Source organism: Paenibacillus glycinis (assembly GCF_009909185.1).
Classification (GTDB): domain Bacteria; phylum Bacillota; class Bacilli; order Paenibacillales; family Paenibacillaceae; genus Paenibacillus_Z; species Paenibacillus_Z glycinis.
In genome coordinates this window covers 589,715-614,466 of the sequence record NZ_JAAAMV010000001.1, presented here as the reverse complement: position 1 = coordinate 614,466, position 24,752 = coordinate 589,715, and the positions used below count along the sequence as shown (strand labels likewise).

24 protein-coding genes are annotated in these 24,752 nt (G+C 58.2%); 19 read left to right on the top strand and 5 right to left on the bottom strand.

What is annotated here, in order from left to right:
* Nucleotides 1–72: 72 nt before the first annotated feature.
* The 5 genes from typA to GT019_RS02935 all read left to right on the top strand — a co-directional run bounded on the left by typA (nt 73) and on the right by GT019_RS02935 (nt 4,184).
* On the top strand, nt 73–1,914 hold the full coding sequence (gene typA, locus GT019_RS02955) for a translational GTPase TypA (protein ID WP_161740995.1): 1,842 nt from the start codon (nt 73–75) through the stop codon (nt 1,912–1,914).
* A 139-nt stretch (nt 1,915–2,053) separates the two neighbouring features.
* Nucleotides 2,054–2,353, top strand: coding sequence for a YlaH-like family protein (locus GT019_RS02950; protein ID WP_161740993.1), 300 nt, complete (start codon nt 2,054–2,056; stop codon nt 2,351–2,353).
* Between the two features lie 4 nt (nt 2,354–2,357).
* Entirely contained in the window at nt 2,358–2,630 is a 273-nt protein-coding gene (locus GT019_RS02945) for a hypothetical protein (RefSeq protein WP_161740991.1), read from the top strand.
* A 14-nt stretch (nt 2,631–2,644) separates the two neighbouring features.
* Nucleotides 2,645–3,652, top strand: coding sequence for an LCP family protein (locus GT019_RS02940; protein ID WP_235946603.1), 1,008 nt, complete (start codon nt 2,645–2,647; stop codon nt 3,650–3,652).
* A gap of 79 nt (nt 3,653–3,731) precedes the next feature.
* Nucleotides 3,732–4,184 carry a PNPOx family protein gene (locus tag GT019_RS02935; protein WP_161740989.1) on the top strand — a complete coding sequence of 151 codons (453 nt, stop codon included), beginning with the start codon at nt 3,732–3,734 and terminating at the stop codon, nt 4,182–4,184.
* A 63-nt stretch (nt 4,185–4,247) separates the two neighbouring features.
* On the opposite strand, the gene GT019_RS02930 is transcribed toward GT019_RS02935, so the two are convergent.
* Nucleotides 4,248–4,805 (bottom strand): YhcN/YlaJ family sporulation lipoprotein, encoded by a 558-nt coding sequence (locus GT019_RS02930; RefSeq protein ID WP_161740987.1) that lies wholly within the window; start codon nt 4,803–4,805, stop codon nt 4,248–4,250.
* A 114-nt stretch (nt 4,806–4,919) separates the two neighbouring features.
* Between GT019_RS02930 and GT019_RS02925 the strand changes: the two genes are divergently transcribed.
* Nucleotides 4,920–6,251, top strand: a complete 1,332-nt coding sequence (locus GT019_RS02925; RefSeq protein WP_161740985.1) for a PhoH family protein — start codon at nt 4,920–4,922, stop codon at nt 6,249–6,251.
* On the opposite strand, the gene GT019_RS02920 is transcribed toward GT019_RS02925, so the two are convergent.
* On the bottom strand, nt 6,248–6,757 hold the full coding sequence (locus GT019_RS02920) for a hypothetical protein (protein WP_161740983.1): 510 nt from the start codon (nt 6,755–6,757) through the stop codon (nt 6,248–6,250). The genes GT019_RS02925 and GT019_RS02920 overlap by 4 nt on opposite strands.
* Nucleotides 6,758–6,907: 150 nt before the next feature.
* Between GT019_RS02920 and GT019_RS02915 the strand changes: the two genes are divergently transcribed.
* On the top strand, nt 6,908–8,239 hold the full coding sequence (locus GT019_RS02915) for an extracellular solute-binding protein (protein ID WP_161740981.1): 1,332 nt from the start codon (nt 6,908–6,910) through the stop codon (nt 8,237–8,239).
* Here GT019_RS02915 and GT019_RS02910 read toward each other — a convergent pair.
* Complete coding sequence (locus GT019_RS02910; RefSeq protein ID WP_161740979.1) at nt 8,234–9,319, bottom strand: coiled-coil domain-containing protein; 1,086 nt, start codon at nt 9,317–9,319, stop codon at nt 8,234–8,236. The genes GT019_RS02915 and GT019_RS02910 overlap by 6 nt on opposite strands.
* 108 nt (nt 9,320–9,427) lie before the next feature.
* On the opposite strand from GT019_RS02910, the gene GT019_RS02905 reads away from it, so the two are divergent.
* Nucleotides 9,428–10,618 carry a class I SAM-dependent methyltransferase gene (locus tag GT019_RS02905; RefSeq protein WP_161740977.1) on the top strand — a complete coding sequence of 397 codons (1,191 nt, stop codon included), beginning with the start codon at nt 9,428–9,430 and terminating at the stop codon, nt 10,616–10,618.
* An 89-nt stretch (nt 10,619–10,707) separates the two neighbouring features.
* On the opposite strand, the gene GT019_RS02900 is transcribed toward GT019_RS02905, so the two are convergent.
* Nucleotides 10,708–10,944, bottom strand: coding sequence for a DUF2626 domain-containing protein (locus GT019_RS02900; protein ID WP_161740975.1), 237 nt, complete (start codon nt 10,942–10,944; stop codon nt 10,708–10,710).
* 268 nt (nt 10,945–11,212) lie between these two features.
* Between GT019_RS02900 and GT019_RS02895 the strand changes: the two genes are divergently transcribed.
* The 6 genes from GT019_RS02895 to GT019_RS02870 all read left to right on the top strand — a co-directional run bounded on the left by GT019_RS02895 (nt 11,213) and on the right by GT019_RS02870 (nt 17,793).
* Nucleotides 11,213–11,860 carry an RsfA family transcriptional regulator gene (locus GT019_RS02895; RefSeq protein WP_161740973.1) on the top strand — a complete coding sequence of 216 codons (648 nt, stop codon included), beginning with the start codon at nt 11,213–11,215 and terminating at the stop codon, nt 11,858–11,860.
* A gap of 130 nt (nt 11,861–11,990) precedes the next feature.
* Complete coding sequence (locus GT019_RS02890; RefSeq protein ID WP_161740971.1) at nt 11,991–12,935, top strand: ketopantoate reductase family protein; 945 nt, start codon at nt 11,991–11,993, stop codon at nt 12,933–12,935.
* Nucleotides 12,936–12,969: 34 nt separating this feature from the next.
* Nucleotides 12,970–13,365, top strand: coding sequence for a DUF3397 domain-containing protein (locus tag GT019_RS02885; RefSeq protein WP_161740969.1), 396 nt, complete (start codon nt 12,970–12,972; stop codon nt 13,363–13,365).
* A 133-nt stretch (nt 13,366–13,498) separates the two neighbouring features.
* A complete protein-coding gene (gene bshC / locus GT019_RS02880) occupies nt 13,499–15,130 on the top strand; it encodes a bacillithiol biosynthesis cysteine-adding enzyme BshC (RefSeq protein ID WP_161740967.1) in 1,632 nt (543 codons plus the stop codon).
* Nucleotides 15,131–15,147: 17 nt separating this feature from the next.
* On the top strand, nt 15,148–16,416 hold the full coding sequence (locus GT019_RS02875; protein ID WP_161740965.1) for an adenosylhomocysteinase: 1,269 nt from the start codon (nt 15,148–15,150) through the stop codon (nt 16,414–16,416).
* Between the two features lie 255 nt (nt 16,417–16,671).
* Entirely contained in the window at nt 16,672–17,793 is a 1,122-nt protein-coding gene (locus GT019_RS02870) for a DUF4349 domain-containing protein (protein WP_161740963.1), read from the top strand.
* A gap of 85 nt (nt 17,794–17,878) precedes the next feature.
* Here GT019_RS02870 and GT019_RS02865 read toward each other — a convergent pair whose 3' ends face one another.
* Complete coding sequence (locus GT019_RS02865; RefSeq protein WP_161740961.1) at nt 17,879–18,166, bottom strand: hypothetical protein; 288 nt, start codon at nt 18,164–18,166, stop codon at nt 17,879–17,881.
* A gap of 281 nt (nt 18,167–18,447) precedes the next feature.
* Here GT019_RS02865 and mraZ point away from each other — a divergent pair, with 281 nt between their 5' ends.
* The 5 genes from mraZ to GT019_RS02840 all read left to right on the top strand — a co-directional run bounded on the left by mraZ (nt 18,448) and on the right by GT019_RS02840 (nt 24,707).
* On the top strand, nt 18,448–18,885 hold the full coding sequence (mraZ, locus tag GT019_RS02860) for a division/cell wall cluster transcriptional repressor MraZ (RefSeq protein WP_161740959.1): 438 nt from the start codon (nt 18,448–18,450) through the stop codon (nt 18,883–18,885).
* Between the two features lie 60 nt (nt 18,886–18,945).
* Nucleotides 18,946–19,881: a 16S rRNA (cytosine(1402)-N(4))-methyltransferase RsmH gene (rsmH, locus tag GT019_RS02855; protein WP_161740957.1), complete on the top strand. Its 936-nt coding sequence runs from the start codon at nt 18,946–18,948 to the stop codon at nt 19,879–19,881.
* Nucleotides 19,882–19,950: 69 nt separating this feature from the next.
* Nucleotides 19,951–20,382, top strand: a complete 432-nt coding sequence (ftsL, locus tag GT019_RS02850; RefSeq protein WP_161740955.1) for a cell division protein FtsL — start codon at nt 19,951–19,953, stop codon at nt 20,380–20,382.
* 9 nt (nt 20,383–20,391) lie between these two features.
* A complete protein-coding gene (locus GT019_RS02845; RefSeq protein WP_161740953.1) occupies nt 20,392–22,626 on the top strand; it encodes a penicillin-binding transpeptidase domain-containing protein in 2,235 nt (744 codons plus the stop codon).
* A 140-nt stretch (nt 22,627–22,766) separates the two neighbouring features.
* Nucleotides 22,767–24,707, top strand: coding sequence for a stage V sporulation protein D (locus tag GT019_RS02840; protein ID WP_161740951.1), 1,941 nt, complete (start codon nt 22,767–22,769; stop codon nt 24,705–24,707).
* The last annotated feature ends 45 nt before the right edge of the window (nt 24,708–24,752 follow it).

Genomic DNA, 24,752 nt, shown 5'->3' with positions numbered 1-24,752 from the left:
GCAAGGGTTTGACAAGATTCAGGTTGTTCGAAAGTAAACAGACTAAATAAAAAGTGGAGTGGATAACTTACTATGCAAGCCAGAGAGAACCTCAGAAATATCGCCATCATCGCGCACGTCGATCACGGTAAAACCACGCTCGTCGACAAATTGCTGCAGCAATCCGGAACGTTCCGCGACAATGAAACGGTCCAAGAGCGCGCCATGGATTCCAACGATTTGGAGCGGGAACGCGGCATCACGATATTGGCGAAGAACACGGCCGTCAATTACAAGGATTACCTCATTAACATCGTGGATACGCCGGGACATGCCGACTTCGGCGGAGAAGTGGAACGCATCATGAAAATGGTCGACGGCGTGCTGCTGGTCGTCGACGCGTTCGAAGGCTGCATGCCGCAAACGAAATTCGTATTGCGCAAAGCGCTGGAAAGCAAATTGACGCCGATCGTCGTCCTGAACAAGATCGACCGTCCGAACGCAAGTCCGGAGCAAGTCGTCGACGAAGTGCTGGATCTGTTTATCGAGCTCGGCGCGAGCGACGAGCAGCTGGAATTCCCGGTCGTTTACGCTTCCGCGCTGATGGGCACGGCAAGCTTGAACTTGGAGAAGCAGGACGAGAACATGCAGGCGCTCTACGAAACGATCATCGAGCATATTCCGGCTCCGACGGAAAGCGTCGAAGAACCGCTGCAATTCCTCGTGACCTTGCTCGATTATAACGAATACCTCGGCCGGATCGCGGTCGGACGCGTCAACCGCGGCAAGATTCGCCAAGGCCAGTCCGTGGCGGTCATCAACCGCGAAGGCGTAACGAAGCAAGCCCGTATCGAGAAGCTGTTCGGCTTCCAAGGCTTGAAGCGGATCGAGGTCGAGGAAGCTGGCGCGGGCGATATCGTCGCGATCGCGGGCATTCGCGAGATCAATATCGGCGAGACGATCGCCGATCCGGCGAACCCCGAAGCATTGCCGGTTCTGAAGATCGACGAGCCGACGCTGCAAATGACGTTCCTGGTCAACAACAGCCCGTTCGCGGGACGCGAAGGCAAATGGGTCACCTCCCGCAAGCTTCGCGAGCGTCTGTTCAAGGAATTGGAAACCGACGTCGCGCTTCGCGTTGACGAGACCGACAGCCCGGACGCATTCGTCGTATCCGGCCGCGGCGAGCTTCACCTCGGCATCTTGATCGAGAACATGCGCCGCGAAGGCTTCGAGATGCAAGTTTCCAAGCCGGAAGTTATCGTCAAAGAAATCGACGGCGTCAAGAGCGAGCCGTATGAGCGCCTGCTTATCGACGTGCCCGAAGAAAACATGGGCGCGGTCATGGAAAGCTTGGGATCGCGCAAAGCCGAAATGGTCAACATGGTCAACAACGGCAACGGTCAAGTTCGTATCGAGTTCATCATTCCCGCTCGCGGCCTGATCGGCTACCGCACGAATTTCCTGACGCTCACGCGCGGCTACGGCATCATGAACCATGCCTTCGACAGCTATGGTCCGCTCGCAGGATCCTCGGTCGGCGGACGTCATCAAGGCGTCTTGATCTCCAGCGAGACCGGCGTAACGACGTTCTACGGCATGCTTGGCGTGGAAGACCGCGGCCTGCTGTTCCTGGAACCCGCTACCGACGTGTATGAAGGCATGATCGTCGGCGAGCATAACCGCGACAGCGACATCATCGTCAACATCTGCAAAGAAAAAGCGCTGACGAACGTTCGTTCCTCGGGCAAAGACGATACCGTTCGTTTGAAAACGCCGGTGCTGTTCTCTTTGGAGCAGGCGCTGGAATATTTGAACGACGACGAGTATTGCGAAGTGACGCCGAAATCGATCCGCCTGCGCAAGAAGCTCTTGAACAAGAGCGAGCGCGAACGCGCGGAGAAACAACGCAAAACCGCCCAAGCAGGCGTATAATTCACTACCGAATCGCCAATGATGCAGCTTTGAAGGAGGCAGGGCAGCGGATTTCCCGAAGGGGATTTCCGTTGCCCTGCCGTTTGCGTCAAGGGCGGCGATATGCTATGTATATAGAAGATAAGGAGGTAGAGACAGGATGCAAAACTGGCTTCATGATCATCCCATCCTAACGTATATTCTGATTCTGGCGTTCACCATTTACATTTTCAATGCGGTGTTCCGCGCGCAGAAACGGTTGCCGATCCTAAAAGAGATCCTGGTTCACGTTATCATGGCCATCGGCGCTTTCGTGTTGTTCGTGCTTCAGTACGACGAGCTCCCGATCATCCAATGCATGGCGGTCGCCGTCTTCATGATGCTGTTGCTGCGGGGCAGACAGCTCTACGACAGGATCAAAGCCAAACGCGGCAGACGATCCGACGCGGAAGGGGTCTGACGGAGTGCGCCTGGAGGATGCCTTGTTCAACTGGCTGCAAATTCAGCTGGTCGCCGAAGACAGACCCGAAGACCGCGCCGCAGCGGACACCCGTGATTTTTTCCTCGAGATCCTGACGGAAGATCACGGCGTCTCCAACCTGCTCATACATAAGACGGATGATACGATGGTCCACCTGAAGTATGACAAGGATGGCCGCTCGAAGCTGCAGATGTACCCGCGCGAAGCCGCGGAGCAGCTGCTGGCCGACATCAACGAGAATCCGAAATACAATTGACGAAGGTGGAAAACATGTCAAGGAAGGCTACGCACGCCGTTCGACCGAAAAAAAAGAAAAACTACTGGCCGCGCCGCATCTTGGTACTCTTCCTCCTCGTGCTGGTCGGAGTCGCCGGCTACCTGGGCTACTTGGTATACGTTTCCAAAAACGCGCTGAAGGACATCACGACGGATGCCGATCCGACCGTCGTCGTGGCGCCCGAGAATTCCGTGAAAGTCAAACCGGTCGCGCTAATGCTGCTGGGCATGGATTCGCGCGAGCAGACGCAGACGCTCAATACGGACGTCATGATGATCGCGGCGCTTAACCCGAAGACGAAGTCCGCGGTAGTCGTCTCGATACCGCGCGATTCCAGAATCGCCCTGAGCGGCTATAAGATTCGCAAAGCGAATGCGTATTACGCGAATTTCCTGGCGCTGGAGCATCGCGAAGGGCTGAAGAACAAAGAAGCCGAGCAGCAGGCGAAGGTCGATCTGCGCAAGATGTTCGGCAAATTTTTCGATATTCCGATCGACTATACCGCGACGATCAACTTCCAAGGCTTCTCCGATGTCGTCGACGCGATCGGCGGCGTCGAGGTCGACGTCGATATGGACATGCATTACGTCGACAAGGCGGACGGCACCGATATCGATTTGACCAAGGGCCATCAGAAGCTGAATGGCGACGATGCGCTCGATTTCGTCCGTTACCGCAAGTCCAACGACGGGAAAAACATGTCGAGCGATTTCGACCGCAATCGCCGCGAAAGCCAAGTGCTCGGCCAGATCGCGGACAAGCTGAAATCGTTCTCCGGCGTGCCGAAGATCGCCGGCGTCATCAAGGCGGTCGGCAACAACCTGAGGATGGATATCCCGACGGGCGAAGTCGAAAATCTGCTCAAGACGTACTACGGCATCAGCGCCGGCGATATCACGTTCATGCCGCTCGAAGGCGCGTGGAAAAGTCCGTACGTCTACTTGGACGAAGCGAAGCTGCAAGCCGCGAAGGATGCGCTCGACGCAAAACTGGCTGAATGACGGTGGAAGAGCAATCGGGGCTATGCTATAATGGGTGCATCGGAGCATTCATGACACGGTAGCAAGGAGGGCATGCGGATTGACCGAACCCGTCACAGTACTCTCTGACGATTTGTATGGCGCGCTGAACCGAGAACCGTTCGTTCTTCTGCACACCATCGACGCGGACAGCGGATCCCCGACGTCCAGCGCAATCTCGTGGATTTATGCGGTCAACCGCACCACGCTGCGATTTGCGATCGACGGCCGTTCTCGCTTATCGGTGAACATGGCTTCGAAAACCGAAGTAAGCGTGACGTTGTTCGCGCCGGGAACCGTTCAAACGATCTACGGCACGGCAAGGCTCGTCACGGAAGCATTGGAAGCAGTACCCTTCAAGCTCGTCTGCTACGACATTGACATCGCGGATGTTCGCGATGCGATGTTTTACGGCGCGCGCTTGTCCGCTAAACCGGAATATGAGAAAACGTATGATCAAAGAGCCGCCGACAAACTCGATGCACAGGTGTTTGCGGCCATGAGAAAAGCCTAGTGAAATTTCACTAGGCTTTTTCTGTTCTTATACGGCTTCTCATGGAAAGGAAAGCTCGGCGCCTTACGATCTATGCTCGAGCTTTTGTTGGGCCTTGGACCGTGCCTTCTGCGGCTCAGCCTTCATGGGCTGCACGTCGCGGGGAATCTGCGGCACGATCCGTCCGATGATGTCCGCCATCTCTTCGCCGAAGCCGGCGATCGGGCGGCCTCGCCGAATATCCGCTCCGAGCTCGGTCAGCCGATGCGAGAGGTCGATATCGGCGGTCACGACGGCATTGATGCCGTAAGGGTCCTTGCGAAGCGCTTCCGCGACGGCGTATTTGATCGTGCCGACGCGCGAGCGGTCGACGTTCCCGGCCACGTCGATGCCGACGACCGCCGTATTTTTGAACACGACGCAGTGCGCGCCTTTGACGCCCGGCACGCCTCGCGCCAAATCTTCCAAATGCGCGGCGACCTGCTTGGGATTGCTGATGGTTTTCTTCTGCGGAGCGGTCTGCTGCGCGCGAACGCGGTTATCATTCTGCGGAGAGGGTGATGTCTCATTGCGGGCGACGGTATTGCAACCTGTTGCCAGCAAACAAAGGAGCATAGCGGGAACAACCAGCCAATTCCTCATATTCGCCACCTAACCTTTCTAAAGTCTGCCTCTTTTGATCAAGCCTAGTTTGCCTTAAAGCGGGGTTCGCTATGTACGCCTTTGAACGAAATTCCAACGCCAGGAGGGCTCACGATGAAAAAAATATTCGTGCTCGACACCAATGTATTGCTCCATGATCCGCAAGCCATCTTTGCCTTTGATGACAACGAGGTCATTATCCCAGCGGTGGTGTTGGAAGAAATCGACTCGAAGAAAAGACTCGCGGACGAATTGGGCCGCAACGCAAGGCATGTGTCCCGATTGCTCGATCATCTGAGGGAGAACGGGCATTTGCACGAAGGCATCGTGTTCGAAAACGGGGGCGTGCTCAAGGTGGAACTCAACCACCGGAGCTTCATCCGCGTGCAGGAGATGTTCGGCGAGATGTCCAACGACAACCGGATTCTGGCGGTTGCGTTGAATTACCATCTGGAGGAGCAGGAGAAAGGGGAGGCCAGGCCGGTCAGCATCGTCAGCAAAGACGTGCTTGTGCGGATCAAGGCCGACGTGCTCGGCATCGACGCGCAGGATTATTTGTCCGATCAAGTCGTGGCGCCGTCCGAGGTGTATGCGGGCTATCTGACGTTAAAGGTGCACCCGGCGGTCATCGACGAATTTTATACCTACCGGTTTCTGACGATCAAAAACTTGGGGCTCAGCACGCGGCTTCATCCCAATGAATTCATTATCTTGCGAGATGAGATGGGCACCTCGAAATCGGCGCTCTTGAAAGTCAGCCAGGACGGCGCGAGACTGGAGCCGCTTTACTTAAGCAACGATCCCGTATGGGGCATTACCGCCCGCAACGCGCAGCAGCGGATGGCGCTGGAGCTGCTGCTGAACGACGACGTGCCGCTCGTGACCTTGACGGGCAAGGCGGGAACGGGCAAGACGCTCCTGGCGCTCGCGGCGGGGCTGATGAAGGTCGAGGATGAGCACAAATACAAAAAACTGCTGATCGCGAGGCCCGTCGTGCCGATGGGCAAGGATATCGGGTATTTACCGGGCGAGAAAGAAGAGAAGCTGCGTCCATGGATGCAGCCGATTTACGATAATTTGGAGTTTCTGTTCGATACGAAGAAATCGGGAGACATCGATAAAATCCTGATGGGACTCGGCAGCATTCAGGTCGAAGCGCTCACGTACATTCGGGGACGTTCCATTCCGGGGCAGTTCATTATCGTCGACGAAGCGCAGAACCTGACCCGCCACGAGGTGAAAACGATCGTGTCGCGCGTCGGGGAAGGCAGCAAAATCGTGCTGATGGGCGATCCGGAGCAAATCGATCATCCGTACCTCGATTCCATCAGCAACGGGCTCACGCATGCCGTGGAACGCTTCAAGCAGGAAGGGGTCAGCGGGCATATGACGCTGGAGAAGGGCGAACGTTCGAAGCTCGCCCAACTCGCGGCGGATTTGCTTTAATCGGCGGTCGTCGCCGCGAGAGCGAACGAACAGCGGTAAGCGCGGGCGATGCCCGCCAAAAGTTCAATCAGATGACGGTCGACGGCAAGCAGGCGTCGGCCGTCGTCTTGCTTATTCACGGCTATAGCATGCTCGCCGGCCTGCTCCAGCGCCGGCCCGAGCTCCGACGATCCGTCCTCTGCGGCGGCCAAGCTTACGATGGCGGCAAGCCGGAGGTCAAGGAAACGGTGATGGCCGTGCGAGGTCAAGCCATAGTCCGAGAATACCCGTTCATTCGTCTGCCAGCCGTCTTCTAGCCGCAGCCATATTCCCCGTTCGCAATCGACATCGTACATGGCGGCAACGCGCTCGATCGCCTCGCAGTCTTCCGGTCCGTTTACGAACAGCATCGTTTGGTGGCGATCGATCAGCGTGACGGCATCGGCTATCCAACCGATGATCCGGGCAAGGTCCTCCTGCAGCGTGTTCCCGGGCAAAAGCAGGTCAAGGCCATAAACGGTCTTCATCGCAACCTTCTCCTTCTTTCTGGCGTCTAACAGCTAGTATGATGGATAACGGCAAGGGACGCAATCATCCCGGCAAGCAATTGGTTAGCGACAAAAAAACGCTTTCTTGCTACAATGAAAGTTAGCTTGAAAACGGTGAGGAGGGATAAGGTGTCACGCAGAAAAGCGGTTATTCTGCTGCTGAGCGTCTTTACCATTTTCGCGGCTTTGCTCGTATCGACGATCGGCAAGCCGGGATCGCCCATCACGCCGTCAGGCGGCGGGACGCCTTCCAGCCAGCTGCCGGAGGTCGAGGACGGCGACGATAATGAGCATGTCACGTTAACCATTGCCGTATCGATGGACGATGCGGAATACCAATATTGGATCAAAAGCAACGAACGGTATCTGCTCACCCATCCCCGCATGTCGATCAAACTAACGAACATCGGCGACGAAGACGCCGACGAAGCCCGCAAAAAAGCGTCCGAAGCGGGGGAACCCTTCGATATCATGCTCCTCGACAACGACCGCGTGCGCGAGTTCGCCATGCTGGGCTATCTGCTGCCGGTTGACGAGATCGTAACGGGAGACACGGCCGCGGACCAATTGGAAGCGCTAACAGACATGGTCAAATGGAACGGCTCGCTCTGGGGCGTGCCGGTAGACAGCAATCCGCTGCTGAACGTATGGTCGAAGAAGCTGCTCAAAGACGGCGGAGCCGACGGACCGCCGAAGGATCTGGCGGCATTCAAGGCGCTCGCGGCCGCATTGGCAACCGTCAAACCCGGCGGGATAAGCCCGTTCAATCTCGATACGGCCGATACCCGGGACATGTCCGCCTGGCTCGGATTATTTTCCGAGAACGCGTCGTCCGCGGCGGATCTGTCGCCGTTTACCGCGAGTCAGAAGGAGCAGCTCCGCTATGCGGCTGAGCATGCCAAGGAGCTGTCCCGCTTCGATCCGCTCACGCAGCGCAGCGAGCTGATGCAGGCTTTCCGTTCCGAATCGCTGCTCAGCGCGGTTATTCCGTGGTCGGTTTATTTCCGGATGACGAACGAAGAACGCGGGATGCTTGCGATCGGAGCCGCGAACGGACCGATCGTGCGCAGCGACGGGCGCAGCTTCGTGCTGACCGCGGAGACGGACAAGCTGCCCGAAGCGCGGGAATGGATTCAGGACATGACCGCTTCGGACGCGCAATTAGCCCGGTACCGCGCGTTCGGCCGGCTTCCGGCGCGCATATCCGTCATGACGGGCGAGTTCGAATACAACGAAATCGCGAATCGTCCCCCGCACTATCTGGTGCGCATGCTGCAAGCCGCGGCCGCCGCGCCTAATCCGCCTTGGCGGGAGCGCTGGGAACGCTGGTCGGCGCTCTGCGCTTCGATCGGCGGCAACGGGACGCCGTTCTCGCCGGCTGCGGCCGACCGGATAATCGCCGCCTGGAACGGGGAGCCGGCGACGCCGGCAAAAAACGGCGCCGAAGCGCCGCCGTCATAGGCCGATCGATAGTTTGATGATCAAGTCGTTGCCCTTGACCTCCACGGACTTCGCTTTGAGGAAGGAGACGATTTCGGAAGGATAGAATCCGAGATCGAACTGCCGCTCGAGCTGCGCGCGCGTCGTGTCGGGCAGCGCCAAGCCATTGAAGACCAACTCGTCGACGTGGAAGAGGATGGAGCCGTTCGATTCCAGCGAGTAGTGCCCGGACAATTCGACCTCGAGGTCGTCGCGTTTGCCGGTGATGACCACTTTGTCCTGTTCGAAGGCAAAGGCGAAGTTGTCGAAGATGTCGTTTTGCGCGCGCAGGAATTCGTTCAGCTTATCGTCGGGAATCGTCAGCGTATAGTTGAAACCGTCGATCTCCAGCAGGTCTTTGTTGTTCTCCACCCACGCCGGGATTTGTCCCATCGCTTTGGACAGCGCTTTGAAATAGCGGTTGACCTCGACGAGGCCGACATTTTGCCAGTAATTCGTATATTCGTCGATCATCGCCCGCAGCTTATCCGCATCGGTCCGGCCGTCCAGGGCGGCATCCACGTCCTGCTGAAGCGCGACGACCCGTTCGCGCTGCTTCTTCAACCGGCCCTCCACCTCGTCCAGCCGCGCGGACTGGGCATTCAGGGCAGCCATGCTCTTCTTAAGGGCCTGGTAGTGATTCTTGTAATCGTTCAGAGTGATCTTGTCGGATGCGAATATTTGATCGAAAAAGTCCAAAACGGCCAACAGGCCGGATAAATTGCGGGTCGACAGCAGCGCCGTGATCAAGACGTCGCGTTCGCCGGTATAATAGGCGCGGATGACCTTTCCGGCATCCTCGCGCTTCTGGGCGATCGCGGCTTCCTGCTTGTCCAGCGCGGCTTGGGAGGAGGCCAGCTTCGCTTTGACGGCGGATTGCTCCGTCTGGATGCGCCCGATTTCCTTGTCGATTTCCACGACGGACAAGCTCTTCTCGAGCACGCTTCGCGTCTCCTCGTCGACCGGCGCCGCGGGTTCGGCCAGAGCCGGGTAGACCATGAGCCAGCTTGCCAGCGCGAGCACGGCGAACCCGGCGATCCGTCGGCGTATCGTTCCTTGCACGGACCGTCCTCCTTTCCGGCGATTTTGCATGCACTACTATATGCGCAGAATGGTTCTATTATATCTGGTACCGGTAATTTTGTCCTTGGGGTGGAGGTGCTGAATCAAGTGAATCGCTCAAGATTGGAAGCGTCCATACGGGATGAGATCGCCGCCAGCGAAAGGCGCGGCTGGGCGACGGTAACGCCGGCGGCGGACGGTCAAGACGCGTTGCCGGCGATGACGTTCCGCGATTATATGGCACGGTGCCTGTACGACGAACGGGATGGCTATTACCGGTCCGGCGCCGTTCGTATCGGCAAGTCGGGCGATTTCTATACGAGTTCCGGCATCGGGACGGTGTTGGCCGACAAGCTTGCCGGCTATCTGGCCGGCATCGCCGGCGGGCAGCCCCGGCCGGCGACGATCGCGGAGTGGGGAGCGGGAACCGGAGCCTTGTCTCGGCAGATGCTGTCGGCTTGGGCGCGAACGGAGAACGCGTCCTCCTGGCTTGTCGAAGCGTCCTATCTTCTCGTGGACGGCAACCCCGTGCATTTGGACGAGGCCCGGAGTCGATTCGGGGATTGGATGCGGGAAGGAGCGTCCCGCCTTGCTTTCATGACGCCCGAAGAGGCGGAGGAAACGCTGCTGCGGGACGCTGCGGATAACCGCTTCGCGATGATCGTCGCCAATGAATTGCTGGATGCGTTTCCGGTTCATCGCGTCGTCCGCGTTGCCGGAAGGCTGTGGGAGCTCGGCGTGGCGGCAGCCGCCGAATCGAACGTCGCGGGACGAGCGTTCCGCTATGCTTACATGCCGTTGTCCGACGAGCGGATCGAAGCCGTGCTGCGGCGGGACGGCATCGCGCTCCGCGAAGGGCAGATCATCGAAGTGAACCTGGAAGCGGAACAATGGATCGCGAGGATGGCCGGGAAGATCCGGCAGGGCTGCATGGTGCTGATCGACTACGGCCACGAAGCCGGCGAGCTGGCGGCTTCCCATCGGATGCGCGGCACGCTGCTGTGCTATAAGGACCATGTCGCGAGAGACGAGCCGTTCGCGGACCCCGGCGGCCAGGACATGACCGCGCATGTTAACTTTACCGCCTGCATGAGCGCCGCGGGCGCGGCGGGATGGGAGATTGGCTATTACGGCACGCAGAAGCAGTTTCTCGTCGACCAAGGCGTGCTGGCCGACTTGGCCGCGCACGACGGCAAGAATCCGTTCGGGCCCGAAGCAAAGCGCAACCGCGCCATTCGCCAGCTGCTGCTGAGCGACGGCATGAGCGAGACGTTCAAGGTGCTCGTGCTCCGCAAATAACGAACGCATTCGAAAAAAGGCTGTTCCGGAGAGCTTGTCTCCCTGGAACAGCCTTTTGGCTATTTTTTGAAAGTGGAATGTCCGTATATTTAGAATGGGTTCCCCATTACAAATACCGTCCAATACGTGAAGCCGATGAACGAGATAAACATATATCCCCAGAACATCAGCATGTATGTTCTTTCGGAAAAGTTCAAATAGCCTAACAGGACAAACACAGCGGTCTGGATAAAGAACAAGAGCGCCATCTCGTTCATGTGACCCGCAAAAGCCATCAAAGCGATTACAAGCGTCCAAAACCCGAGCACCCGGAACATGCGTGCCATGATTTCTCCCCCTCTCGTCAGTCTCGACCCGATTTCTATTGCCCATTATAACGTTTCAGGTAACGACTGTAAACTGTTTCAGTCGTGACGAATTGGCAAACTTTTCGCCTTTACTTCACGCTTTAGTACAAGTTTGCATCAATTTGTGAGAAAACATGTATGAGCCTAAAAAAAAATGGATATACAAATTAGTATCCGATAGATTCTATGAACTCTACCAAGGGCATAGAGATAAAGTAAGCGCCTAATGTTGGGAGGTTTTGGTTGCATGACAGCAGTGAGACAAGATGCCTGGAGCCCGGATGACGATCTTATTCTGGCCGAGGTCACGCTGCGGCACATTCGCGAAGGCAGCACGCAGCTAGCCGCTTTCGAAGAAGTGGGCGAGCGGATCGGCCGAACTTCGGCCGCATGCGGATTTCGCTGGAACAGCTGCGTTCGCAAGCGCTACGAAGATGCCATTCAAATCGCGAAACAGCAGCGTCAGAAACGGAATTATATGAAAAAGCAAACGTACGCCGCGACGCCTCACGTGTCTTCCATTCACGTACTGGACAACGAGGAACGCGCATACAAGAACGACCCGCTGACGGACGAAGCGCTTTCGGTCGATGCCGTCATCCGGTTTCTGCGCCAGTGGAAAGGCACGTATCAGGAGCTTAACCGCCAAATCAAAACGCTGGAGCGGGATTTGCGCGAGAAAGACGACGAGCTTCATGCGCTGCGCGAGCTGAACGAGAGATTATCTCTCGAAGTGAACAACGCGCAGACCGATTATCGCGCGGTGAACGACGATTATAAGACGCTCATTCAAATCATGGACCGTGCCCGCCGGCTTACCGTTTTGACGGAGGAAGACGAGGCGAAACCGAGGTTCAAGATGGACGCGAACGGAAATTTAGAGCGAATCGAATAACCGGCATGCCGCGCTCGCCGCGGCGGCACCTTAAAATCTCTCCGAACCCGTTGCGGGCGCGGCGGGATTTTTTAGTTTGTTTCTGGTACGATTGCCGTATGGAACCAGCAAGCGAATCGAGGTGTGGCGCGTGAATATCATCATCGTGGGCGCCGGCGCCCTTGGCCTGTCATACGCGGCCAGGCTGTCGCGGGCCGGAGAAGAGGTCGTCCTGCTCGCCAGAACGGACAAGCAGGCGGAGGCGCTGTCCGCGGAAGGGCTCTTATATAAGGAAACGACGGGGGAAGAAACGACGATCGAGGTGTTCGCTCGGTCAGTAAGCGATTATCTCGGATCCGGCAGGGAAGGCGCCTTTAGCCCGGATTGGGTGATGCTGGCGGTGAAGCAGCCGAGCGTGGACGACGGGCTCCTCGATGATCTGCGGCGCTTGACGGCCGGCGGCGTGCCCCTTCTTGCGCTGCAGAACGGCATCGGGCATATGGAGCTGCTTTCGGAAGCGTTGCCGGACTCGCCATTGTTCGCGGCCATTACGACAGAAGGCGCGCTGCGGACGGATCCGCGCGCCGTGATTCGTACCGGCACCGGCCGGTTGACGTTCGGCAGCTGGGCGAATGCCGACAAATGCGGTGCCGAACCTCAAAAAATGTTGCTTCGCGCGTTGAGCGGTGCAGGAATCGATGCCGATATGTCGAAAGAAATCAAAGATCAAGTTTTGCTAAAATTATTGTTGAATGCGGTCATCAATCCGCTTACGGCTATTTTTCAAGTCAAAAACGGCGACCTGCCCCGGGATCCATACCGGTTGATGCTGATGCGGGCGCTTCATGAGGAAAGCGAAGGCATCCTGCGCGCGGCGGGACTTGCCTCGACGGAGGACCATTGGGAGCGGCTGCTCGGCGTATGCGCGGCGACCGCGCAGAACGAGTCGTCCATGCTGCGGGACGTGCGCGCCGGACGGGACACGGAGATCAAGTGGATAAACGGCGGCATTGCCGCGTACGCCAAGCGGCTCGGCATGCCGTCGCGGTTGAACGATGCCGTGCTTGCGCTGGTCGAGGCGCTCGGCGCTTCTTAATCGCTTTGGAGGACTTTGAAGGAGGAAAACCGGGATGCAGTGGATTTGGGAAAGCATCAAGCATGTTTATGCCATCTTGGCTGTTCTTCCCGTCGTTCCTTTCGTGCTCGTCTACTTCGGCTACGCGGCCGTTAGCGGCGACCGCAAGAAGGCGTTCCGCATGGCCATGGACGTCACGACGGCCTTGCTGATCGGCTGCGTCGCGGTACTGTTCAACGACGTGTTCGACAGCCGTTTCGGGCTGTACGGCATTCTGCTCGTCCTGCTGCTGGGCGGCGGCCTGCTCGGCAATGTCCAGTACCGGACGAAGGGGAACATCGACATGTCCCGCATCATGCGCGCCATCTGGCGGCTCGGCTTTTTTTTAATGAGTTTCTGCTATGTCATCCTGATGTGCATCGGCATCGGAAAAAGCCTCTTCGCGGCTTGAACGTCAATTCGCACCCTCCGCCAAAGGAGGGTGTTTTATTTTGACGGTTACCGAAACAATGTGTACAATGAATGAGAAAAAATCGCACTCCATATCAGCTCGTAAACCGAAGCAAAGAAGGTAGAGACTGTTGATGAGAACAGAATCGGTCCAGCTGCCTTTCAGTCAGCCGATCGTCGAGGCCTACGTTCAGCGTACCCACCCCGGCGTGGAGGCGCTGTTCGGCAGTCATCCCGCAGAGGAATCGCATTGGCACCGCCGTTTGAATTGGCTGAAAGCCCAAGCGGGCAAACGCGTAGCACCCGAACGTCTGGCGGAAGCATTGCAGGCGTATAATAAACGGTTGAATGATTATCCTGCCGTCATGGCGAATATCGAAGCCATTCGGTCGGGCGCCCCGGTCGTCGTGACCGGCCAGCAGGCCGGATTGTGGACGGGACCTTTGCTTGTCATACATAAAGCCGTCACCGCGATATCGGCGGCGAAGGACGCTTCGCGGCTTGCGGGCACGGCGGTCGTGCCCGTATTCTGGGTCGCCGGCGAGGATCACGATTGGGACGAGGCTAATCATGCCTATGTCCGGAGCGGCGAGACGACGCTGACCCGCCTCGCGATCCCCCGTCCGAAGGGCGGACGCACGTCGGTCAGCCGCACGAAGGTGGCCCCGGCGGCCATGGCGGACGCGCTGGAGCAGCTTGGTTCGGCGCTGCCGGACACGGAGTTCAAGCGCGATCTGCTGGAGGCGCTTGCGGGCTTTGCGTCGGACTGCGACGACCTGTCCGCGTGGTTCGCCGCCGCGATGGGCTGGCTGTTCGGGAAGCACGGCCTCGTGCTGCTGGATTCCGACGATGCCGGCATCCGGTCGCTGGAAGCGCCGATGTTCGCCGAGATGATCCGGCGCAACGACGAGCTGGAAGCCGCTTACCTGCGGTCGGCGGCTTCGCTTCGCGAGCTCGGCTATTCGCCGACGGCGGACGTGGCCGAGACCTGCGCGAATTTGTTCCTGTTCGAAGCGGACGAACGGATGCTGCTGTTCAAGGGGGACGACGGCTTCCGCAATCGCAAGGAAACGTTCCGCTTGTCCCGCGAAGAGCTGCTGCGCATCGCGGAGCATGAACCGCAGCGCCTGAGCAACAACGTGCTTACCCGCCCGATCATGCAGGATTACGTGCTTCCGGTGCTCGGCGCCGTGCTGGGACCGGGGGAGATCGCGTATTGGACGCTGACGGGCGAAGCGTTCCGCGCGCTTGGCATGGAGATGCCGCTTATCCTGCCGCGGATGTCGTACACGATCGTCGACCGGACGACCGAGAAGCATATGGCGAAGTACGGCTTGGCGTACCGGGATATCGTCGAGCGATACGAAGCGCACAGGGCCGCATGGCTGAAGGAGCGGGACGAACTCGATATCGAGGCGCGTTTCGAAGCGGCCCGGTCGCAGTTCGCGGCGCTGTACGGTCCGGTCATGGGCATGTCCGCTTCCCTCGAGAAAGGGCTCGGGGATCTCGCGGCCGACAATCTGCGCCGGATTCAGGAACAGATCGGTTACCTGGAAAAGCGGACGAAGGAAGCGCATGCCAGAAGGTTCGATTCCGCGCTGCGGCAGCAGGATGGAATCGCGCTGGCGCTCTGGCCGGACAACAAGCCGCAGGAACGGGTGCTGAACATGACGGATTTCTGGAACCGCAGCGGTTCCGCCTGGCTGGAGAAGCTGCTGGATGCGCCGTACGAACGGGCAGGCGGCCATCATCTGATTTATTTATAAACGAAGGGACGTTGACCATGACTGTGAATGCGAAGCAAGACAGCATCGTGCGCGATATGGCGCTGGCGCCGGACGGGCATCTGAAGATCGATTGGGTGGCCGCGCATATGCCGGTCCTGAACCGGATCCGGGAGCAGTTCGAGCAAGAGCAGCCGTTCAAAGGGCTGAAGGTGGCGATTTCCCTCCACCTGGAAGCGAAAACCGCCTATCTGGCCAAAGTCGTGCAGGCCGGAGGCGCGGAAGTGACGATTACGGGCAGCAATCCGCTGTCCACGCAGGACGATGTCTGCGCGGCGCTCGTGGAAGACGGCATCACCGTGTTCGCCAAGTACAACCCTGAGCCGAAGGAATACAAGGAACTGCTGATCAAAGCGCTCGAAACGAAGCCGGATCTCATCATCGACGACGGCGGCGATCTCGTGACCATCCTCCATGCGGAGCGTCCGGAGCTGATGGCGAACATCCGCGGCGGCGCGGAGGAAACGACGACCGGCATCCTGCGCCTCAAAGCGATGGAGAAGGACGGCTCGCTCAGCTTCCCGATGGTGGCCGTGAACGACGCGTACTGCAAATATTTGTTCGACAACCGCTACGGCACGGGCCAGTCCGTCTGGGACGGCATTAACCGTACGACGAACCTCGTCGTAGCCGGCAAAACCGTCGTCGTCGTCGGCTACGGCTGGTGCGGCAAAGGCGTGGCGATGCGCGCGAAGGGGCTGGGCGCGCAGGTCGTCGTGACCGAGATCGACGCGATACGCGCCGTCGAAGCGTACATGGACGGCTTTACCGTCCTGCCGATGAAGGAAGCGGCGAAGCTCGGGGATTTCTTCGTGACCGTGACCGGCAACCGCGACGTTATTCGCGGCGAGCATTACGAAGTGATGAAGAACGGCGCGATCTTGTCCAATGCCGGACATTTCGACGTGGAAGTGAACAAGCCGGAGCTGGAGGCCATGTCCGCGAGCAAGCGCGTCGTGCGCCGCAATATCGAGGAATATAAGCTCAAGGACGGACGCAGCATCTATCTGCTGGCGGAAGGCCGTCTCGTGAATCTGGCGGCCGGCGACGGCCATCCCGCGGAGATCATGGATATGACGTTCGCGCTGCAAGCGATGTCGCTGAAATACGTGAACGACAACTATGCCGCGATCGGCAAGAAAGTCGTCAACGTGCCGTACGAGCTCGACGAGCAGGTCGCGCGCTACAAGCTGGAAGCGATCGGCACCGGGATCGACAAGCTCACGGACGAGCAGAAATCATACCTGGACAGCTGGCAGGAGCATTAAGCCCAGCCCGCATGCCCGACAATAAGACAAGGGGCCCCTTCGACGAGAAGGCGGCTCCTTTTTTGCGTAGCGGGGCCGTACGACCGCAGTCGTAGCGCCTTGTCCGGGCGCGCATGGCCACCTTCGATTCGGGCGGTTACGCGATCGAGCGTTCCGGCGGCGAACGCGAACGGGATTTTGCCGCTCCATGCAACATTTGGAAGGTTTTCCTCGTTTGGGAAGTGCATCGATTACACAAAAACGGGGGGTCGTGGCATGAAGAGAAGTCTGTTGGAAAGGGGTAGTCGTAGGAGGGGCGGCAAATGGCTGTTCGCGCTGGCCGGCATACTGGCGATGGCATGGATGCTTGCGGGATGCTCGGCGGCAAACGGCAACGATGCGGGCAATGGCGCCGATTACGATCGATTAACGGAGGCCGCGAGCCCGGCGGCTTCCGCGGACAGCAGCGCGAGCACTGCGATGAACGGGACGGCGGACGGCGCGGCGGCGGATGACAAGCCTGCCGCGGCTACGGAAAGTTCCGCCGGATCGGAAGCCGAGTCGTCCCTAGGCGGCGGTAACGAGAGCGGCGTCGGCGGGGAGATCGACCGGAAGATCGTTTATCGCGGCAACGTAACGATGGAAGTCGAGGCGTACGATGCCGCCCAGACGGCGCTGCGCGACCTCATTCATCTGTCCGGCGGCTATCTGCTCAAGTTCGCGGATCAGAAGACGTCGACGGAGAAGGGCGGCACCTACACGATCAAAGTGCCTGCGGCCGGCTTCGACGGTTTCTTGAGCGGGCTGGAGAAAATCAAGCATCTCAGCTATCAAAGCAGCGCGCAGGGAACGGACGTGACCCAAGAGTACGTGGATCTGGGGGCCAGATTGAAAGCCCGGCAGGTCGTCGAAGCCAGGCTGCTCGACTTCATGGCGAAAGCGACGAAAACGGCGGATCTGCTGGACATCTCGCAGCAGCTCGGGGACGTGCAGACGGAAATCGAGCAGATCAAAGGGAGAATCCGTTATTTGGACGCCAATGTCGCCTTCTCGACGATCGACCTTCGCATGTACGAGACGATTGAAGCGAAAGCGGCGGCGGATGACGGGAAGACCGGTTTCGGGGAACGGATCGCGGAGGCGGTGAAAGGCAGCACGGAAGTCATGTACGCCTTTCTTCAAGGATTGGTCGTCTTCGCCGCCGGGGCCGTACCGGTGCTGGCGGTGCTGGCCGTAATCGGTATTCCAGGCTATGCGATCTATCGCAGAAGCAGCGGCAGCAAGGGGAAACGGACGGCAGCCGGCATTCGGCCGACGGAACGGGCCTCAACAGATGAAGGGCTAACAAAGATCGAGGATGACCCCGCGGTCGCCGGAAAGGACGATACCGACAAATAAACAGCTGGATAGATCGGAGTCGTGCGCTGCTATCGATGCCGAGGTAGGCCGAAGCAAAGGCGGTTCGAGCAAAAGAGCTGATTTCCTAGTCGTTGACGACTTGGGGAATCGGCTCTTTGTCGTTGCCGTCGGCGAATCGGCCGCCGGCCCGCTGCATGGCGCAGGAGATGGAGGCCGATTTGGCTAGCCTGCGGCGTTCGTCGGTCCCGGCATCCGCGAATCTCGGATTGACGGACAGCGAGAGCAGGGCCAGCTTGCTGGCCTCGGCGGCATCGCGTTCGTTGCCGAGCAAGTAATAGGCGATTTGATAACAATAATGCTCGACGCTGCGAAGCAAGGTGATCGTATCATGCAAGGCGGTAGTGCCGTTCATGGGCAGGCCCCCTATGGAGAAATCAATGTTGCGCCGGACCGGAATCCGGGCATTCGGAACGGACATCCGTCAATCGGCGCGGGAACGCGGGTATCCGACTCCCAGTTTACACGAACGGCAAGGGGAAAAAGTTTCAAATTCGTAACAAATTAATCCCATAAATTATTTCGGGAAAAAATGGGCCGAGAGCAGGAATTACTTTCCCGGTGGCGAATACTTGAACCTTAGTGGCGGAAAGTGGAGCCAAGTGGAGGATTTAGGGGGAAGGGTGGAGCGGTCGAATGTTCATGGGCGAATTTCAGCACAACATCGATGACAAGGGCCGCATCATTATCCCCGTTAAATTCCGCGAACAGCTTGGCGACCATTTTGTCGTCACCCGAGGACTGGATAACTGCTTGTTCGTTTACCCCGTCGGCGAATGGAGCCAGCTTGAACAGAAGCTGAAGTCGCTGCCGATGATGAAGTCGGACGCGCGGGCGTTCTCGCGCTTCTTCTTCTCCGGCGCCACGGAATGCGAGCTGGATAAACAGGGAAGGGTAAACTTGCCGAATACGCTCTGCGACTATGCCAAGCTGGAACGGGATTGCATCGTGCTCGGCGTCTCGAACCGGGTGGAAATTTGGAGCAAGCCGATCTGGGAGAGCTACTTCAAGCAGTCCGAGGAAACGTTCAACGAAATTGCCGAGAAGCTTGTGGATTTCGATTTCAATTTTTAGCCGGGCCTTTACGATCTCGTTCGTAGGAGCCGGCAACCTTAGAGCCGGGAGGATAACATCATGTTTCAACATATAACGGTGCTCAAGGAAGAAGCGGTGGACGGACTCGCCATCAAACCGGACGGCATATACGTGGATTGCACCTTGGGAGGAGCCGGTCACAGCGAGCTTATCGCTTCGCGTCTCGGACCGGGCGGACGACTCATCGCCCTGGATCAGGACGATTGGGCGCTCGACAATGCCAAAGTCAGATTGGCGGCCTACATGGACCGGGTGACGCTCGTCAAGAGCAACTTCCGGTACCTGGCCAAAGTGCTGAAGGAACTGAACCTCGACGGCGTAGACGGCGTCTTGTTCGACCTTGGCGTCTCGAGCCCGCAGCTCGACGAGGGCGAACGCGGTTTCAGCTACAATCACGATGCGCCGCTCGACATGCGGATGGATCAAGACGGCATGCTGACCGCCGACGATATCGTCAACACCTGGGAAGAACGGGAAATTTCCCGCATCATTACGAATTACGGCGAAGAGAAATTCGCCAGATCCATCGCCCGCAAGATCATCGCGGCCAGGGAGAAGGCGCCGATCGCGACGACCGGCGAGTTGGTCGAGGTCATCAAGACCGCCATTCCGGCGGCGGCCAGGCGGACGGGGCCTCATCCCGCGAAGCGAACGTTTCAAGCGCTGCGGATCGCGGTGAACGACGAGCTCGGCGCCGAGGAAGCGGGTCTGGAGCAAACGGTCGACGTGCTGAACCCGGGCGGACGCGCGTCCGTCATTACGTTTCATTCCCTGGAAGACCGGATTTGCAAGCAATTATTCGCGAAATTTGTTGGAAAATGTACCTGTCCGCCGGACTTCCCGATGTGCGTTTGCGGCGGGGGCGACGGAAAGCTGAAGCTGGTGACCCGCAAGCCGATCGTGCCGAGCGAGGCGGAGCTGGAGCAGAACCCGAGAGCGCGTTCGGCCAAGCTGCGCGTCGCGGAGAAATTATAATCGACCATCGTCTAACTCAGATGACCACATAGAAGATTGAAAGAAGCACATGGAGAGAGAGGAACGCCAATGGCCTATGTAAATGGAAATCTCGCCCTTCAGCCGAAGCGAAAGCCCGAGCAGAAGCCTTCCTTCCGCGAGACGAAGAAAGTCGTCATCAAACGCAAGCCGATACCCGTGCAGGAGAAGCTGTTGTATCTCTTCACGATCCTCGCCTGCGTCGTCGTGGCGGGCGCAATTATTTTCCGGTACGCGCAAATCTACCAGATGGAGAAGGAGATCGCGACGCTGACGACCAACCAGGCGAAGCTGGAAGAGCAAATCGCCCATTTGACGTCCCAAAAAGAAGTGGCGAACGATCCTGCGACGATCAAGTCGAAAGCGGAGACCATGTTGGGGATGAACTTGCCGGAAGAGAAAGAAGACGATCCGATCGAGGTTAACGTGCCGACCAAGGCGCCGGCAGCGAATAGCGAGTCTTCGCTTGCGAACAAGGATTAGGGTGAGACGATGACAAAACGAATAAAACTGCGCACGCTGCTTGTCGGAGGGGTTATTTCCCTCCTTTTTGTTTTCCTCGTCGGTCGAATCTACTGGGTGCAGGTCGTCAAGGCGGATTTCTGGACGGAGAAGGCCAAGGAAGTATGGTCGCGGTCGGAGAAGCTCGTCCCCGCGCGCGGCACGATTACGGATCGCAACGGCAATGTCCTCGCCATGGACGTGACTGCGTATACCGTTGCCCTCAACCCTAGCATCATCCATACGTTGAAACTGAGCGACGTGATCGTCAACAAGCTTAGTTCCGTGCTGGGCATATCCAAGGAAAAAGTTCGGGACGTCGCCGAAGCGAAGCAGGCGAACGGCAAGTTTTACATGCAGCGCGAGCTTCATGACGGCGGCTGGAAGATCGATAAAGAGGTTGCGGACCGGATCATCAAGTTCCGCGAGCAGTTGATCGAGCAGACCGACGAGAAAGACGTAGGCATCTATCTGATCGACGAGAAGAAACGGTTCTATCCGAAGGGCTCGCTCGCATCGCACATTCTCGGATACGAGGACAAGGAAGGGAACGCGAAGCTGGGATTGGAATCGGCGCTCGACAGCCAGCTGCGGGGAACCGAGGGAAGCATAAAGTACGAGCGCGACGGAAACGGCGTGATACTCGATAACGGATCCGTGGACATGACGCCGGCCGTCGACGGCAAGAACGTCAAGCTGACCATCGACGACAACATCCAGAATTATATCGAAGACGCGATCAAAGAGGCGTATTACAAATATCAACCGCAGAGCATTACCGCGATCGCCGCCGATCCGCAGACGATGGAAATTCTCGGCATGGCGAACATGCCTAATTTCAATCCGAACTCCTATTGGACGTCGCCGCAGGCGAATTTCTACGATCATTCCATCAAGTCGACGTACGAACCGGGCTCGACGTTCAAGATCGTCACGCTTGCCGGCGCGGTGCAAGAAGGGATATTCGATCCGAGTGCGATGTACAAGTCCGGTTCGATTAAAGTTCCGGGGGCCACCATCCACGACGTAAAACAAAATTGGGGAACGATCTCGTTCCTGGATGGCTTGAAGCGATCCAGTAACGTTGCGTTCGTCAAACTCGGCTACGAGGGATTGAAATCGGACAAACTGTTGAGTTACATTGACAACTTCGGCTTCGGGAAGAAAACGGGCATCGAGCTCGGCGGAGAGGTAGCAGGATTGGTCAATCCGGTTTATCCGTCCGATTTTGCGACGGCTTCCTTCGGTCAAGGGGTGACCGTAACGCCAATTCAGCAGGTGGCCGCCGTAGCGGCGGTCGCCAACGGAGGCAAGCTTCTGGTGCCGCATCTCGTGAAAGAGATCGACGATCCCGTGAAGAAGACGTCCGTCGTGACGAAACCGCAAGTCGTGCGTCAGGTCGTGACCGAGAAAACCGCCAACCAGGTGGATGAATATCTGGAACAAGTCGTCTCCGACCAACAGATCGGATCAGGCAAAAACGCCTATATCCAGGGCTATCGGGTAGCCGGGAAGACGGGAACGGCCCAGAAAGTAATCAACGGCAAGTACGCGGAGGACAAATACGTGCTGTCGTTCATCGGCTTCGCGCCTGTCGGCAATCCGAAAGTCGTGCTGTACATCGTCATGGACGCCCCGAACGACCGGCTGCTTTCGGGAGGCGGCGCGGTTGCGCCGATCTTCAAGCAGATCATGCTGCAAAGCCTGAAGCATCTGGGCGTCCAGCCGATCATTACCAAGGACGAAGCGGCCGATAACGCGGCCACCGAGCAGACGGTAGCCGTTCCCGACGTCACGAAATTGACGTTGACGCAGGCGAAGAAAAACCTCACGGACAAGAAGCTGGCTTACACGGTCGTCGGAAACGGCGGCACGATACTCAAGCAGATTCCGAAAGCGGGGACGGCCATCGGCCCGGATCAGAATATCTTCCTGCTTACGCAGGAACAGAGCAAACTGACGACGCCGAACATGAAGGGCATGTCGCTGCGCGACGCGATGCAGATCTGCGCGAATCTCGGCGTCAAATGCCTGGCCAGCGGCGGCGGCTTCGTCAAATCGCAGACGAAGGCGAAGCTGAACGGCCAAGACGTGCTCCAATTGAACTTGGCGCCGCCGGACAAGGAGATGCTCAAGCCGTCGGACGCCGATGGCTCGAGCGACGGAACGCTGACCGCGTTGAATGGCGGAAAAGGCAAGGGAACCGGAAGCAAGGACAGCGGATAAGAGGATCGGCACGGAACGGCGATAGCCGCTTCTTCTCGGGGGATAGCTTGTTCTATCCCCTTTTCTGTTCGAATAGGCTTGGAATAGGAGACGGTTGGACGAACGTTCCCGTTTTACGAGCCTTTTCGGAGGGATGACAGGTGAAGGTTTCCAACGTAACGATCAGGCGCCGATTGTTCGCGGCGCTTCTCATTGGCGTTCTTGCTTTCGGGCTTTTGGCCGGCAGGCTGGGATACGTGCAGCTGTGGAAGGGCGAGGAACTCGCGGCCAAAGCCGAGGATAGCTGGCGAAGGGAAATTCCATTTGCTGCCAAGCGCGGCGAGATCATGGACCGAAACGGCAGCCTGCTTGCGTATAATATTAGTTCGCCGACCATTATGGCGATCCCCGCCCAAGTGAAGGACGCGCGCGATGCGGCGGCCAAGCTGTCCGCCGTGCTCGGCATGACGGAAGATTCGATTTTCACGACGATCACGAAGAAGCAGCTGATCGTGTACATCAAGCCGGGCGGTCGCAAAATCACGACGGACAAGGCGCAGCAGATCAAGGATCTCAATCTGCCCGGCATCGTCGTCGCGGAGGACAACAAGCGGTATTATCCGCTCGGCAGCTTCGCCTCGCACGTGCTCGGGTTTACCGGCATCGACAATCAAGGCTTAACGGGCATCGAGGCAAAATACGACGCGCTGCTCCAGGGAATTAATGGCAACGTCTCGTTCCTCTCCGATGCCAAGGGCGATCTCATGCCGGGCTCGTCCGATACGTATTCGGCGCCGAAGGACGGGCTCAATCTGGAGCTGACGCTCGACAAACAGATTCAGACGATCATGGAGCGCGAGCTGGATCAGGCGATGGTCAAGCTGAAGCCGGACGACGCGATCGCGATCGCGATGGATCCCAATACCGGCGAGATTCTGGGCATGGCCAGCCGCCCGACGTACGAACCCGACAAATACAAGGAAGTCGACCAAGAGATCTACAACCGCAACCTGCCGATTTGGATGACGTACGAGCCGGGGTCGACGTTCAAGATCATCACGCTGGCCGCCGCGCTGGAAGAAAACAAGGTCAACCTGACGACGGATCATTTCTTCGATCCCGGCGCCGTGGAGATCGGCGGCGCGCGGCTGCGCTGCTGGAAGAAAGGCGGCCACGGCAGCCAAACCTTCCTCGAGGTCGTGCAAAATTCCTGCAACCCCGGCTTCGTCGCGCTCGGCAACCGGCTTGGCAAAGACAAGCTTTTCGAGTATATTAAAAACTTCGGCTTCGGCAAGAAGACGGGCATCGATCTCGGCGGCGAAGAGAACGGCATCATGTTCAAAATGAGCCAGGTCGGCCCGGTCGAATTGGCTACGACGTCATTCGGCCAAGGGGTGTCCGTGACGCCGATCCAGCAAATCGCGGCGGTATCGGCCGCGATCAACGGAGGCACGCTCTACAAGCCCCACGTCGCGAAGAAGTGGATTAACCCGGATACCGGAGAAACGGTCAGCACGGTCGAGCCCGAGGCGGTGCGCAAGGTAATATCCGATAAAACGAGCGAGCAGGTGCGCGGCGCGCTGGAAAGCGTCGTCGCCAAAGGAACCGGACGCAACGCGTTCATCGACGGCTACCGGGTAGGCGGCAAGACGGGTACCGCGCAGAAGGTCGTCAACGGGCGCTATTCGCCCAACGAGCATATCGTGTCGTTCGTCGGCTTCGCGCCGGCGGACAATCCGAAGATCGTCGTGTACGTCGCCGTCGACAATCCGCAGGGCATTCAGTTCGGGGGCGTCGTCGCCGCGCCGATCGTGCATAACATCCTGGCGGACGCGCTGCCTTACATGGGCGTGCAGCCGAGCTCGAAACAGATCAACAAGGATTACAAATACGGCGAAACGCCGATCGTCACGGTACCGAATCTCGTCGGCAAAACGGTATCCGATATCTATGAAGATCTCAATATGAACTTCAATCTGACCTCAGCGGGCAGCGGCGATACCGTTATCCGGCAGTCGCCGGCGGCGGGAACGCGCGTCGACAGAGGGTCAACCATCCGCATATATTTAGCGCAAGACGATGATGAAAGCGAAAATCCCTGACTATAATGAGTAGTGAGAGTATCGATAGTTGGCGTAGGCTGCGCA

Coding starts and splice junctions, on each gene's coding strand:
- GT019_RS02845 (WP_161740953.1), top strand. CDS start 20,392: ATGACAAAACGAATAAAACTGCGCACGCTGCTTGTCGGAGGGGTTATT.
- GT019_RS02940 (WP_235946603.1), top strand. CDS start 2,645: ATGTCAAGGAAGGCTACGCACGCCGTTCGACCGAAAAAAAAGAAAAAC.
- GT019_RS02870 (WP_161740963.1), top strand. CDS start 16,672: ATGAAGAGAAGTCTGTTGGAAAGGGGTAGTCGTAGGAGGGGCGGCAAA.
- ftsL (WP_161740955.1), top strand. CDS start 19,951: ATGGCCTATGTAAATGGAAATCTCGCCCTTCAGCCGAAGCGAAAGCCC.
- GT019_RS02950 (WP_161740993.1), top strand. CDS start 2,054: ATGCAAAACTGGCTTCATGATCATCCCATCCTAACGTATATTCTGATT.
- GT019_RS02930 (WP_161740987.1), bottom strand. CDS start 4,805: ATGAGGAATTGGCTGGTTGTTCCCGCTATGCTCCTTTGTTTGCTGGCA.
- GT019_RS02875 (WP_161740965.1), top strand. CDS start 15,148: ATGACTGTGAATGCGAAGCAAGACAGCATCGTGCGCGATATGGCGCTG.
- GT019_RS02900 (WP_161740975.1), bottom strand. CDS start 10,944: ATGGCACGCATGTTCCGGGTGCTCGGGTTTTGGACGCTTGTAATCGCT.
- GT019_RS02920 (WP_161740983.1), bottom strand. CDS start 6,757: ATGAAGACCGTTTATGGCCTTGACCTGCTTTTGCCCGGGAACACGCTG.
- GT019_RS02885 (WP_161740969.1), top strand. CDS start 12,970: ATGCAGTGGATTTGGGAAAGCATCAAGCATGTTTATGCCATCTTGGCT.
- mraZ (WP_161740959.1), top strand. CDS start 18,448: ATGTTCATGGGCGAATTTCAGCACAACATCGATGACAAGGGCCGCATC.
- GT019_RS02925 (WP_161740985.1), top strand. CDS start 4,920: ATGAAAAAAATATTCGTGCTCGACACCAATGTATTGCTCCATGATCCG.
- GT019_RS02865 (WP_161740961.1), bottom strand. CDS start 18,166: ATGAACGGCACTACCGCCTTGCATGATACGATCACCTTGCTTCGCAGC.
- rsmH (WP_161740957.1), top strand. CDS start 18,946: ATGTTTCAACATATAACGGTGCTCAAGGAAGAAGCGGTGGACGGACTC.
- GT019_RS02895 (WP_161740973.1), top strand. CDS start 11,213: ATGACAGCAGTGAGACAAGATGCCTGGAGCCCGGATGACGATCTTATT.
- bshC (WP_161740967.1), top strand. CDS start 13,499: ATGAGAACAGAATCGGTCCAGCTGCCTTTCAGTCAGCCGATCGTCGAG.
- typA (WP_161740995.1), top strand. CDS start 73: ATGCAAGCCAGAGAGAACCTCAGAAATATCGCCATCATCGCGCACGTC.